This window comes from Psychrobacter sp. PG1 (assembly GCF_014897815.1).
GTDB lineage: Bacteria > Pseudomonadota > Gammaproteobacteria > Pseudomonadales > Moraxellaceae > Psychrobacter.
In genome coordinates, this window is sequence record NZ_JABUZG010000028.1 from 1 (window position 1) to 13,313 (window position 13,313).

At 41.5% G+C, this 13,313-nt stretch carries 12 protein-coding genes; 7 read left to right on the top strand and 5 right to left on the bottom strand.

Annotated elements, in window-relative coordinates; all coding sequences use genetic code 11:
- Both rnpA and rpmH read right to left on the bottom strand, forming a co-directional pair.
- The coding region (rnpA, locus tag INT03_RS01230; RefSeq protein ID WP_193007243.1) for a ribonuclease P protein component at positions 1-320 on the bottom strand (320 nt) is incomplete at its 3' end.
- A gap of 200 nt (positions 321-520) precedes the next feature.
- Positions 521-655: a 50S ribosomal protein L34 gene (rpmH, locus tag INT03_RS01235; protein ID WP_007394757.1), complete on the bottom strand. Its 135-nt coding sequence runs from the start codon at positions 653-655 to the stop codon at positions 521-523.
- Between the two features lie 623 nt (positions 656-1,278).
- On the opposite strand from rpmH, the gene dnaA reads away from it, so the two are divergent.
- From dnaA to INT03_RS01260, 5 genes are all read left to right on the top strand, one after another.
- Positions 1,279-2,724, top strand: a complete 1,446-nt coding sequence (gene dnaA / locus INT03_RS01240) for a chromosomal replication initiator protein DnaA (RefSeq protein ID WP_193007244.1) — start codon at positions 1,279-1,281, stop codon at positions 2,722-2,724.
- A gap of 161 nt (positions 2,725-2,885) precedes the next feature.
- Complete coding sequence (gene dnaN, locus INT03_RS01245; RefSeq protein ID WP_193007245.1) at positions 2,886-4,061, top strand: DNA polymerase III subunit beta; 1,176 nt, start codon at positions 2,886-2,888, stop codon at positions 4,059-4,061.
- A gap of 170 nt (positions 4,062-4,231) precedes the next feature.
- On the top strand, positions 4,232-5,431 hold the full coding sequence (recF, locus tag INT03_RS01250; protein ID WP_193007246.1) for a DNA replication/repair protein RecF: 1,200 nt from the start codon (positions 4,232-4,234) through the stop codon (positions 5,429-5,431).
- A 502-nt stretch (positions 5,432-5,933) separates the two neighbouring features.
- A complete protein-coding gene (gene gyrB, locus INT03_RS01255) occupies positions 5,934-8,549 on the top strand; it encodes a DNA topoisomerase (ATP-hydrolyzing) subunit B (protein WP_055125618.1) in 2,616 nt (871 codons plus the stop codon).
- A 153-nt stretch (positions 8,550-8,702) separates the two neighbouring features.
- Complete coding sequence (locus tag INT03_RS01260; protein WP_193007247.1) at positions 8,703-9,284, top strand: manganese efflux pump MntP family protein; 582 nt, start codon at positions 8,703-8,705, stop codon at positions 9,282-9,284.
- Between the two features lie 123 nt (positions 9,285-9,407).
- Here the strand turns inward: INT03_RS01260 and rlmF are convergent, their stop codons facing one another.
- Both rlmF and INT03_RS01270 read right to left on the bottom strand, forming a co-directional pair.
- On the bottom strand, positions 9,408-10,445 hold the full coding sequence (gene rlmF / locus INT03_RS01265; RefSeq protein WP_193007252.1) for a 23S rRNA (adenine(1618)-N(6))-methyltransferase RlmF: 1,038 nt from the start codon (positions 10,443-10,445) through the stop codon (positions 9,408-9,410).
- Between the two features lie 65 nt (positions 10,446-10,510).
- A complete protein-coding gene (locus INT03_RS01270) occupies positions 10,511-11,248 on the bottom strand; it encodes a LysE family translocator (protein WP_193007248.1) in 738 nt (245 codons plus the stop codon).
- A gap of 215 nt (positions 11,249-11,463) precedes the next feature.
- Between INT03_RS01270 and INT03_RS01275 the strand changes: the two genes are divergently transcribed.
- Together INT03_RS01275 and INT03_RS01280 are read left to right on the top strand one after the other, a co-directional pair.
- On the top strand, positions 11,464-12,279 hold the full coding sequence (locus tag INT03_RS01275) for a crotonase/enoyl-CoA hydratase family protein (RefSeq protein ID WP_193007249.1): 816 nt from the start codon (positions 11,464-11,466) through the stop codon (positions 12,277-12,279).
- A 58-nt stretch (positions 12,280-12,337) separates the two neighbouring features.
- A complete protein-coding gene (locus tag INT03_RS01280) occupies positions 12,338-12,937 on the top strand; it encodes an NACHT domain-containing protein (RefSeq protein ID WP_193007250.1) in 600 nt (199 codons plus the stop codon).
- A gap of 4 nt (positions 12,938-12,941) precedes the next feature.
- Here INT03_RS01280 and INT03_RS01285 read toward each other — a convergent pair.
- Positions 12,942-13,313: IS5 family transposase (locus INT03_RS01285; protein ID WP_193007251.1), on the bottom strand; the 372-nt coding region annotated here is incomplete at its 5' end.

Genomic DNA, 13,313 nt, shown 5'->3' on the forward strand with positions numbered 1-13,313 from the left:
TTATTATCTATATCTTTTATAGATTTTTTTACAATAAAAACAATATCTTTGTTTTCTAAAGAATGAGCCTTTACACGAAAATGCTCACGTATTTGACGCTTGATTAAATTTCGCGCGACAGCCGTAGGAACTTTACGCTTGGTAATAGCCATGCCGACTCGTGGCTTATCATGATCATTGGTACGCACAAATGCCATTAGATGGCTCTGATGAAGCTTACGCTCAGGTGCATCAAAAACCTCACGGAAGGCTGCAGGCGTGAGCAAACGCTGCTCTTTAGTGAAGCGGGCATTAGCTGCCGCTGAAACAGTATTGGACATAGCACAACCTAGTATAAGAGCGAATAACGGTAGCGGAAATAATAGCGCAGAAATAACAACAAAGTACAGAGACAAAAAAAGCGCCGATGTGGGCGCTTTTAATATATGGCTAAGTGTCAGTTGTGGTGATTGACTATCGCAATCTATAAATAATAGAAACACAACAAGCACTATAAGCCATGCTTATCGCAATCTACTGATTATACAGTAAGACGATGACGTCCTTTAGCGCGGCGACGAGCTAAGACCTGACGGCCTTTTTTAGTTGCCATACGAGCACGGAAACCGTGAGTACGTTTACGCTTGATCACGCTTGGTTGGAATGTACGTTTCATAACTCACCTATCAAAATAATGGACTAAATTCGTAATAACGGAGGATTATACCACCGCATAGAATCTTGGTCAATGAACTAATTTAATCTATGTCGATGCAGACAGATATTTTGACAGAGGAAATATCATTTTAAATGATTCATCGTGTGTAAAGTTCATATTCATAACTAAAAAATAATGACTCAGTTAATTAATTCAGTGATGGATTTCCAAAAGTTATCCACAGCTTTTGTCGAACTCTATAATAATTAACTATTAATATATATAAGTATTGTTGTTATTGGGAGCTCGATTATCTGTTGCTAAGTAAGTTTTCCTTTTTATTATCAATGTATTGTACTATGGGTAAACCTGTGGATAACCTGTGGGCTAAATATGGATAACTCACCTTTAAAAGTTATACACAAAAGTATCCACAGTCTTATCCCCAAAAAACAAGGTTTTATCCACAGGGTATTTGTGTTAGATTAGCCCCTACTTAATATGTGGCTTCGTATAGTTTATCAACGTAACTTCCAATATGGTTTCCAACGGAAATAATTGCGGAAAATATTAAGGGCTACGCAACAGATCACACTGCTAAAACACAAATATTATTTCAAATTATAGGGTTAGTATTTTTCATGATAGACACAGCAAATATTTGGGATAAATGTCTAAATGACCTACGATATAACGTCAAAGACAACGTATTTACTATGTGGTTGAGACCATTGTCAGCTCATCAAGAAGCGCAAACGCTGACTATACTTGCTCCTAATGATTATTTTGTGACTTACATCAAAAAAAACCACTTGCAAGAGATACAGCAGCTGGTTGCTAAGCACAGTCAGGGAAGTATCGAAGAGGTGGTTGTGCGTGTTGATAACGCTGGCCGCGATAGCGAAGACAATCGTCAATTGCAATCAGGGTCTTTGTTTGATGAAGATAAACCCTCCCCTACCCCTGCAGACCATCAGTTTGAAACCATTCATCATAACAATGCAAAAGCAGATATTGATGCCAATATGCGTCACGCAGAATTGGTTGATTCTGCTGATGCCAAGTCGTTAAGTTATCTAAACCCTGACTTTACTTTTGAAACTTTTGTCACTGGCAAGTCTAACAATCTGGCTTATAAAGCCTGTTATGAGCTTGGTAAGCGCCAATCAAAAAATCGACACAATCCTTTATTTATATACGGACCTTCTGGTTTGGGAAAAACGCATTTAATGCATTCTGTAGCACATCGATATTTAAAAAATAATCAAAGTTTTTATTATTTCACTTCTGAAAAATTTATTAATCAATTGGTTTATTCATTAAGAAATAATAAAATAGAAGATTTTAAAAAGAAAATTAAAAAAGTGGATTTATTGATTGTAGATGATATTCATGTATTGGCAGGAAAAACCAAAAGTAGTAATGAGTTTTTGACATTATTTGCAGATTTTACCAGTGGTGATAAACAACTGATTTTGGCTTCAGATCGTCATCCTTCGCAAATGACCGAATTCGATGAACGTTTTAGATCGAGATTTTCTTGGGGGCTAACTGTAGCAGTTGATCCGCCTGAGATTGATACTCGTGTGCAAATTTTGCAAAAAAAAGCAGCTTCATATGGTATGACACTGCCTAAAGAATGCGCATTATTCATCGCTCAAAACGTGGTTTCAAATGTTAGGCGTTTAGAAGGCGCTCTAAATCAAGTCTTTGCCAATGCTAACTTGACGGGTGCACAGATAACGCTTGAAATGGTGCAATATGCGCTAAAAGACATCGTCGCGATGCGTGTGCAGGCTGTGAATATGGATAATATTCGCAAAGTGGTTGCTGAGTACTATGATGTGACCATCAAAGAGATGATGGGTCGTAAACGCACGCGTAGTATTGCTAGACCGCGTCAAATAGCGATGGCATTATCGCGTGAGTTGACTGGTGATAGTTTTCCTGAGATTGGTCAATCATTCGGTGGTCGCGATCATACAACGGTGATGCATGCTTGCGATAAAGTTAATGAGCTAAGAGCAGCAGATCCTGCGTTTGATAAGGATTACAAAACACTGGCATTGATGCTGCAAGCGGGTTAGCAGGTCACGGTATCACTATGTTTTAGTGGATTGATATGGTTTATAATATTAAAAATACGAGTAGACAGACAGCGAATGGATTATAGTCAATAGACAGGGTATGATTAAGCCATTATTGTTAAGTTTTATAATAAAAATCATTTAAATAAGAGTAACCAAGCATGCAATTATCGATTAATCGAGAGTCGTTACTAAAAGCCATTAATTTGATCGCCAAGGCTGCTGATAAACGGCACAATATGGTTATTTTGGGCAATATCAAGCTACAGCTATCCGAATCAACGCTTATTTTGACGGCTTCTGATTTAGAAGTAGAGCTGACATCGACTTTGAAACTGCCTGCTGGTGCTTGTGTTGAAGCTGGTACCACGACTTTACCTGCAACAAAATTAAAAGACATCTGTAAATCATTGCCTGCACAAGCTCAAATTAATTTGGCCACTCAAGCAAATGAACGCTGCTTATTAACCAGCGGCAAGAGTCGCTTTACCTTAGGCACATTACCTAGCGAAGATTATCCGAGTTTAGGTAATCCCGAAAATATCACGCCATTGACCATCAGTCGCAATCGTCTGATCGATTTGATTCATAAAACGCAGTTTGCAATGGCGATTCAAGATGTTCGCTATTATCTCACTGGCATGTTGTTTGATGTGTCGCAACAGCAGCTGACGACGGTTGCAACCGATGGGCACCGATTGGCTTTGGCGCGCAGCGTTATTGATGTCAGCGCAGATTTAAATATGCAGGCTATTTTGCCCCGCAAAGCTGTGATTGAGCTTGAGCGGTTGGCCTCTGAGCTGGGCAAAATGCTTGGGGATAAAGACAATACCGTCACGTTGAGTTTCGGTCGTGAGTTTTTGCAAGTGAGCTTACCCTTTGGTGACATTGATAGTGCGGGGCAGGTCAATCAGAACCTGATGGTTACTTTCACTGCGCGTCTGATTGATGGAAAATTCCCTGATTATCGCCGAGTGATGCCAAGTAATACGGATAAATTGGCTTTATTCAATCAAGAAAAAATGACGGACGTACTGCGCCGTGTCGCGATTTTGAGTAATGAAAAATCTCGCGGTGTGGTGTTTAATTTTGCCAGCGATGGCATGGTAGAAGTGCGTGCTAATAATGCAGAGCAAGATGAAGCGGTGGAGATGATACAGGCGAAGTATCAAGGTGAGCCGATGGAGCTGTCTTTTAATGCGGCTTATTTACAAGATGTGCTTGGCGTTATTCAAGGTGACTTGCAAATGCACATGAGCCAATCGAATGCTTCAGTGTTGGTAAACCAGCTGAATGATGAGTTCCATCAGTATGTCATTATGCCAATGCGTATATAGTTTCTGTATGTTTTCAATAGGCTTGAGCAAAGAAGCTAAAGACACTCAGTTTACACTTAAAAATTAAGGTAAGCTGAGTGTCTTTGATTAAAATTCAGTATTTTAAATTCAATAATTATTAAACTTTTGCCTATTATTATAGGTAGCGTCAATAGGCGGCTGTCGGCATTATGATTGAACGTCTACAAATATCCAACCTACGCAACCTGACGCACGTCAATCTACATGCAACAGCTTGCAACGTCATTATCGGTGCCAATGGCAGTGGAAAAACTTCATTACTCGAAGCCATATTTCTGCTATCAAGAGGAAAAAGCTTTCGTCATCACCAGCCAAAACGCTACATTCAGCACCATCAAAATACAGTGACTGTGTACGCTAGAATCAATGATAGCAATACTTTAGCTATCCAAAAACAAGCTGACGCGACCACAATTCTACGTCTGAATCAAACCACTGTCTATAACCAAAGTATCTTAACTGAGCAGCTACCAACGCTACTGATAGATCCCTCAACGATGGATATGTTAGAGCAGGGCAGTGCTAGTCGTCGCCAGCTGTTAGATTGGTTAGTGTTTCACATGAAACAAGGCTTTCATCCACAATGGCTCGCCTATCAGCGTCTATTAAAACAGCGCAATAGTTTACTAAAAAAGACACGTCATTTGACCCAAGTGCAGCTCGCTGAACTAAAATCGTGGGATAAAGGACTTAGCAATCATGCGGCACTTATTCATCATTATCGCGAACGGATATTCGCAGAATGGCAGCCTTATTTTGCTGAAAGTATCGCGCAGTTATTGCCCGCTTATGCGGAGCAATTGAGCCTTAGCTATAATGCTGGTTATGATACGAATGTTGCGCTGGATATACAGCTTAATGAGCGCTTAGAACAGGATTTGCAACTGGGATATACTCGTATCGGTAATCACCGTGCTGATGTTCATGTGCATTGGCGTTCTAATGACTCGGCAGCGTCGAATAATAATTTCTCAGATACAATGCATGAAGCGGACACTAACCTCAAAGTACCTGTTATAAAAGAGCAGGCAGCCAATGTGTTGTCGCGTGGTGAAAAAAAGCTATTAATCACAGCACTGCGTTTATCGCAACTGCCATTACTGCTAAATACCCAAAAAACTAATGACCTATCAAATGATAGTGCTCAGGTGACACCAGTGGTATTGCTAGATGATATTACTGCAGAGCTTGATTATAGGGCGATAGATATTCTATTGTCGACGTTAGCGCAGCTGCCATGTCAGGTATTTATGACCAGTTTGACCGACGATATTTTGCCTTTGGTGCATCAATATTGGTCAAAACCCAGTACGTTTCATGTGAAACAAGGTCAAATCTTTAGTCCTTAATTATTTCCTTTATATTATTTCCTTTCTCCACGGGCTTTCATATCGATACTTATCTACCTGTCGTTTCGTAATGATATAGGCTATTTTTTCGAGCTGGTTTTATAGGCATAAAACGCTCAGTAAACAGTGACTTAGAGGCAAAAAAATGCTAAAATGGGGCTTTATTTTTGTCCTGTTCTCAGCAAGTTGTTTGATGACGTTATATAGGTATTTTCCAATGCCTGTAAATTTCTAAGTATTTGATAAATAAATGTTTTATTTGCTCTCTTGGTTTTTATAATGTTTAAAAAAAGAAGCCGATGTTAGAGAAAAAAAGCGCGGACTTGAAACTCTTTTTAAGTCGCTATCAACACTCAAGAATTTTTAGCTAATCGTGTTTTAGCTGGTAATGCTTATCAAAGGTTTTGACTATAAAAATTAAGTCTAAAATAACGTTATGAGGCGTCATCGTAGTGGTGCGCTAATAATAAACGGCTGATTATGGCTAGATTAAGGAATGCACATGAGTGATTCATTACCTACCGACCACGAGCAACTGACGTCAGACAGCATTGCTGAAACTACGGCACCAGCGGTGGTTCCTGAAAGTTTACCTTCTGATTATAGCTCCAAAGATATTCGTGTATTGCGCGGGTTAGAAGCGGTACGCGTACGCCCTGGTATGTACATCGGTGATACTGATGATGGTACAGGCTTACATCATATGGTCTTTGAGGTGGTGGATAACTCTATCGATGAGGCACTCGCGGGTCATTGTGATCAAATCGATATCATTATCCACGAAGACGAATCTGTGAGCGTCATGGATAATGGTCGCGGCGTGCCTGTCGATATCCATCCAGAAGAGGGTGTATCTGCGGCGCAGGTCATTATGACTGTCTTGCATGCAGGCGGTAAGTTCGATGATAACAGCTATAAAGTATCAGGCGGCTTACATGGTGTTGGTGTCTCGGTCGTTAACGCCCTATCGAAAAAGCTTGAAATGAACATCTGGCGTGAAGGTTATCACTACCATCAAACCTATACTGATGGGGTGCCTGATGCGGACATTCAGCAGATGGAACCAACCGACAAAACTGGTACGCAAATTCGCTTTTATCCAAGTAGCGATGTATTTACTGGCACCATCTTTGAGTACGATATTTTAGCGAAGCGTTTGCGTGAGCTATCATTTTTGAACTCGGGTGTACGTATTGTTTTAACGGATGAGCGTATTGATAAGCGTCATGAGTTTGAACACAAAGGCGGCTTGTCAGAATTTGTTAGCTATATCAATGCTGGTAAAGATGGCATCAATGAAGTCTTTCATTTTGTGAGTGAGCAAGATGACGGTATCAGCGTCGAAGTGGCGTTACAGTGGACAGATACTTATAACGAAAAAGTATTTTGTTTCACCAACAATATTCCACAGCGCGATGGTGGTACGCATCTATCTGGCTTTCGTTCAGCGTTGACGCGTTGTTTGAATACCTATATGGATCGCGAGAATCTCTTTAAAAAAGAGAAGGTCGTTGCTACTGGTGATGATGCGCGTGAAGGTCTAACCGCTATCGTATCCGTTAAAGTTCCAGATCCTAAGTTTTCGAGTCAAACCAAAGATAAACTGGTATCAAGTGAAGTAAAATCAGCAGTCGAATCAGCAATGCATGATAAGTTTAATGATTATCTGCAAGAGAATCCAAGCGCTGGTAAGGCTATTGCTGGCAAAATCATTGATGCCGCTCGTGCTCGTGATGCCGCTCGTAAAGCGCGTGAAATGACGCGTCGCAAGACCACGTTAGATATCGCTGGTTTGCCTGGTAAGTTAGCAGATTGCCAAGAAAAAGATCCGGCATTGTCAGAACTGTACATTGTGGAGGGTGACTCTGCAGGTGGTTCAGCAAAGCAGGGCCGTAGCCGCAAAACCCAAGCGATCTTGCCATTGAAAGGTAAAATCCTAAACGTAGAGCGCGCACGTTTTGACAAAATGCTATCTTCTGCTGAGGTTGGTAACCTCATTACTGCGCTTGGTTGTGGCATTGGTCCAGACGAATATAATCCGGATAAAGTACGTTATCATAAAATCATTATCATGACCGATGCGGACGTTGACGGGTCACATATTCGCACCCTTCTATTAACCTTCTTTTTCCGTCAAACGCCTGAGTTGATCGAACGTGGTTATATTTATATCGCCCAACCACCGCTTTATAAAGTGAAAAAAGGTCGTCAAGAACTGTACCTAAAAGACGACGAAGCACTTAAAGCGTATTTATTGTCTTCAACGATTGATAATACTAAGCTGCATATCAGTGCGGATGCTCCTGCTATTACGGGGCAAGCGCTAGAAACGCTACTAAATGATTATAACCAAACGCAGCTGATCAAAGCCCGTTTGCAGATTCGTTTTCCAGCGGTACTTTTGGATGCGTTAACGCATACACCGAAGCTTAGCACCGATATGACTTATGATTTGCCTGCGATGCAAGCTTGGAAAGAGGCGATGCAAGCTCAGCTTGAGCACTTCGGTAGTGACTTGAGTCCGGAGATTGAACTGGTCAATATCCATGCGCCGCAGCCTAAAAATATGGATGCTGCTGCTGCTGATTTATTGGGTATGAAGCCTGTCATTGAAGTTGAAGGCGGGGAAAATGTTGACGCTGAAGCTCCAGTAGCAAAAGCACAGTGGCTACCGCGTATTACGGTGTATGTGCACCAGTTAGCCCATCATTATCTGCTAGATGCTAGCTTTATCAATTCGGGCGAGTACAGCAAGTTGCTGCGTTTGTCTGCTGAATGGAATACCTTGCTTGCAGAGGATGCCTTTATCCGCCGTGAAGCAACGACTGGTACTACCAAAGACATTCCTGTACGTGACTTTGACTATCTCTGGCAGCAGATGATGCTTGATGCGCGTCGTGGTCTAGCAATTCAGCGCTATAAAGGGCTGGGTGAAATGAACGCAGATCAGCTCTGGGATACCACGATGGATCCTGAAAACCGTCGTATGCTACGCGTGACGATTGAAGATGCGATTGCGGCGGATCATATGTTTACCTGCTTGATGGGTGATCATGTTGAACCGCGTCGTATTTTCATTGAAGAGAACGCATTGACGGTGTCTAATTTAGACATCTAGGTTGGGCCTCTAAGTTGAACATAAAGAGTTGCGAAATCATTGTTAATTAATTAAAAAACCACCGCTTTGGCAATCAAGGCGGTGGTTTTTTAATGTTAGAGTTGTTTCACGTGAAACTTAATTTACAAATTGCTTTAGATAATGGATATAGAAATGATTGAAGTTTTTTTACTTGCGATAGCCTTGGCGATGGATGCATTTGCGGTATCAATTGGGCTAGGAGCTAAATTGCAAAAGCAATCATCTGCTTATGTGCTTCGTTTAGCCATTTATGCAGCGCTGTATTTTGGTATTGCGCAAGGCGTGATGCCGCTGATAGGTTATCTATTGGGTGCAGTATTATTAGGCTGGTTAGCGACTGCTGCCCCGTGGATTGGTGGTGGGATTCTTATTGTGCTTGGCGCTAAGATGTTATATGAAGTGTTTAATGGTGAGGTTGAAGCGGTATTAGCAGGCAGTTTCGATGAAAATATACAAGAAAAAATCAATCATCGTATGATGTTTACATTGGCTATTGCTACCAGTATTGATGCAATGGCAGCAGGCTTTACTTTAAACTTACTGGTAGTTAATGCATGGTTAGCGTGCTTCATCATCGCTATTGTCACCGCTGGATTTGGCTTTTTCGGTATCTATTTAGGTAAGCGTTCAGGTACGTGGCTGGAGGATAAAGCTGAGATACTTGGTGGATTAGTATTGATAGCCATTGGTATAAAGGTGATGTTTATCCGTTAATAAGCATCATTATTTGGTTTGATTCTCTACAATAAAAAGCACCCCTTTGATGATCAAAGGGGTGCTTTTTTAATAAAGGCTTTGTTTCACGTGAAACTATAACTATTTTATATTAACTACTATCTATTCTTCGTCAGTATCAAAACGCCATGCGAGTATACGCGTACTTTTTTGACCTTGGCTCATCTCAATGATGCGCATTTGGGCAACACCAAGTTGTTTTAGCAGTAGTTGCATTGGTTTCACGTTTTCTGACTTTGAGACTAAACTTGTGAACCAGCCAACATGCTCAGCGAAATCTTGACTCTCTTTTGCCATCTTGGTTAAGAAGGCAATCTCACCGCCCTCAGACCATAGCTCTTTATGCTGACCACCAAAGTTTAGGTTTTGCGCGGCATTGCCCGACTTGGTTGAGCTGCGGCTGATTTGTGCGTTCTCATTCTTACCACGATGTCGTTGCAAATTATGTTGCTTACGGCTATTGGCTTCCATCGCTTCTTCTAATGAGGCATGGAACGGTGGATTACATACCACCACATCAAAGTAATCTTGGCGACCGATGATATTTTTAAAAATAAATTTAGGTTCGGTCTGTAGTTTGACTTTAACGGCACTCTTGAGCTTTGGATTGGTCTCACAAATAAGCGCGGCAGTATTGACCGAAATAGGGTCAATGTCTGAGGCAGTAAAGCGCCAGCCATAGCTTTGGCTGCCAACAATAGGATAAATCGCGCTGGCACCCGTGCCAATATCGAGGGCGTGGATTTCTTTGCCAGTCGGCGGGGTATTCTCTTTATTAACATGCGTCGTTTGCGCAAGTAAATCGGCAATATAGTGAATATAATCGGCACGTCCTGGAATCGGTGGACATAAATAGCCTTCCGGAATATCCCAAAACTTCACACCATAATAATTTGCTAGTAGTGCCTGATTAAGGACGCGCACGGCGGCGCTGTCTGAGAAGTTAATCGTCGACTCGCCCTTAGGATTGGTAATGGTATGCTTAGCAAGCTCAGGCAAAGCGCGAGTCAATACTTCAAAGTCATAACGACCTTGGTGCGGATTGCGCGGATGTAGCTGCCCTAATTTTTTAGCAGTCTCAGGCGATCTGTTTCGGTGATTGTTGGTGGTCGGGCGACGGTTCATAGGCTTACTGGTCATAGTATCGGGCTTTGATGTTTGAATATAATGCACCATTTTAGCAGATTTCACGAGTCACTAGCGCCTTATCGACTACGTAAAATCAGATTTAATCCCAATATTATCATCGCTGTACCCAATACGCGGTCGATCCAATGTTCAAAACGCTGAAAGCGACGATGAATGGCAGGAATAGACAGTAACATCACCACAGTGCTAAACCATGCCATCTGCAAGACCATCATCCATACACCATAAATAGCCAATTGCCACAGCGGTATGTCGGGTGATAAAACGAGAGTAAATATCGCCACGAAATATACTGGCGCTTTTGGGTTAAACACATTGCAAAAAAATCCACGGCGTAGAATGGAAGCGGTTGAGTCTGTATCAGTAGGCGGTTTTTTATTAGAAATGGCTTTATCAGAAAGCTCGGTATCATTGGTAGAAGTCGTTTGCTTAATAAGCATATCTGGTGAAACGTGAGCGCCTGAAGTTGTTGGCTCTGCTGGATTTGCTAATTCTGATGTTTTTTTCGGTTTGGCTTGAATGCCTTGCCAACCTAAATAAATAAGATAACAGCCGCCCAACCATTTAATAGCGGTCAGTAATGGCTGCGAATGGGCGATGAGCGTTGCCAGTCCTAGCACCGAATAGATAATGTGTACAGCAAGACCTAAGGTAATACCAAGACTACAAATCAAACCCGTGCGTCGCCCTTTTGCCAAAGTTTGCTGTGAGACTAATACAAAATCAGGACCCGGGGAGGCAGCAGCGAGTAGATGGACGCTGGTGATAAGCAAAAAACCGTGCCAAAATTCCATAAAATGCTCTGAGTCATGTCTTGAGTTGGATAATAGTTGCACTTATCGTAAATGAGGTCAACTGATATTGATACCAGCTATTGATGCTCATGCTAAAACGATGCTTGCGTTGCACGTAGCGTATGTCTATATTGAAAGTAAGTTACATAATTTTTAGCGGTATTAATTCGCCATGTGACAAACCATAAAACGATCGCTCTAATAAGGATAAAAATATGACTACGGAAAGTAATAATAGTAATTCTACTAGCAATGGCACTCGCATCACCTATGAAACTCAAGATTATATCTGCCTGATTGGGCTTAATCGTGCCGATAAACGCAATGCGTTTGATAGCCATATGATTAAACAGCTATCCGAAGCACTGACGTGTTATGAAAATGACGCGAATCTACGCTGTGCGTTAATATTCGCCCATGGTGAGCACTTCACCGCAGGGCTTGATTTGATGGAGCTACAGGATAAGTGGGATAAAGGCGCGTTTGAGTTTGCTGCCGACGAAATCGATCCGTGGGGAATCGGTGGCAAATTACGCAGTAAGCCAGTCGTCGTCGCAGTACAAGGCACGTGCTTTACCGCTGGGATTGAGCTGATGCTCAATAGTGATGTGGTTATCGCCAGTGGTAACTGCAACTTTGCACAAATGGAAGTCCAGCGCGGCATCATGCCATTTGGTGGCGCAACGGTAAGATTCGTCGCAGCGGCTGGCTGGCAAAAAGCTATGCCGTATCTGCTGACAGGCAAAAACTTCGACGCGCAAACCGCTGATAAGCTCGGTCTAGTCAGCGAAGTGGTGGCAAATGGGTCTGAGTATGAGCGCGCGTTGACTATCGCGAAAGAGATTAGCAATGCGGCACCACTTGGGGTAAAAGGGCTACTTTCCTCCGCACAAGACGCTACTCGTAATGGTGCAGGTGTGGCATTAGGTAATATTCACAGCTATCTGCCCGCGTTATTTTATTCAGAAGATGCGAAAGAGGGTGCAATGGCAATGGTTGAGAGACGGGCGGCTGTGTTTAAGGGGCGTTAGTAAGATAAAATATAGTTGATCTTCAGTACTAAAATAAGAATTGAACAGGTTTATTATTATGGGTATGGAAACTACAGGAAGTGTCAAAGAGATTAGAGATGCTGTAGTAGAAGTCGGTCAGTTTGTCACTAATTTTATTGGTAAAGACTATCAAAAGTTTGCTACCAAATACAACTTTGCTTTGAGTGACTACTTAAAAGCTAAGTTGATCAATCTATCTAAAGTGAAAATGGCATTTTTCTCTTCACAAGTTGTTGAACTTAATGATATTTATGTTGCACAATATATTTCATTGGGCAATAAGTTGTACTCACAGGAAAGTTTCTTTGAATCACTCTTACAACATAAGAAAATGGTAGTGAGTGCTACAGCAGGTTCAGGAAAATCCTGTCTTTTAAAGAGTATGTTTATAAGTGCAATAAAAGACAGAAGTGATCTACTACCTCTATTTCTAGAACTTAGAAAGGTGAATGAGACTAATGATTCTATTTTCGAAACACTTAGGACTGATATAGCGATATACAATGAAAAATTTGATAAAGCCAATTTAAATTATTTACTCGATAGAGAGGGAACGATAGTTTTTTTAGATGGTTTTGATGAAGTAAACCATGATTTAAAAGACAAATTCACGAAAGAAATTAATAGGGCGTGTTGAACATTCATAATTTCAGCCAGATATAGGCACAAGCGAGAGCCACTGTGTTCTCATAACTTTGTTTGAGCTTATCAAATCTAGTTGCAACCGCCCTGTAGTTTTTTAACTTAGCAAAAGCATTTTCTACTAAGTGTCGAGCCTTGTACAAGTGCCAGTCCATATGGTTATTGGTGGACTTAGCATTCTGTTTTCGAGGAATATTATTAAAGCAATCTGCTTGTTCAATATGGTCTCGCAGCGGATCAGAATCATAGCCCTTATCGGCACATAGCATGTCTGTACCACTTAAATTAATCTTATCAACTAAGTCTGGAGCCACCTTTACATCGTGAGTCGTACCATCTGATAAGATAAAAGTAATAGGGTTACCGTGAGC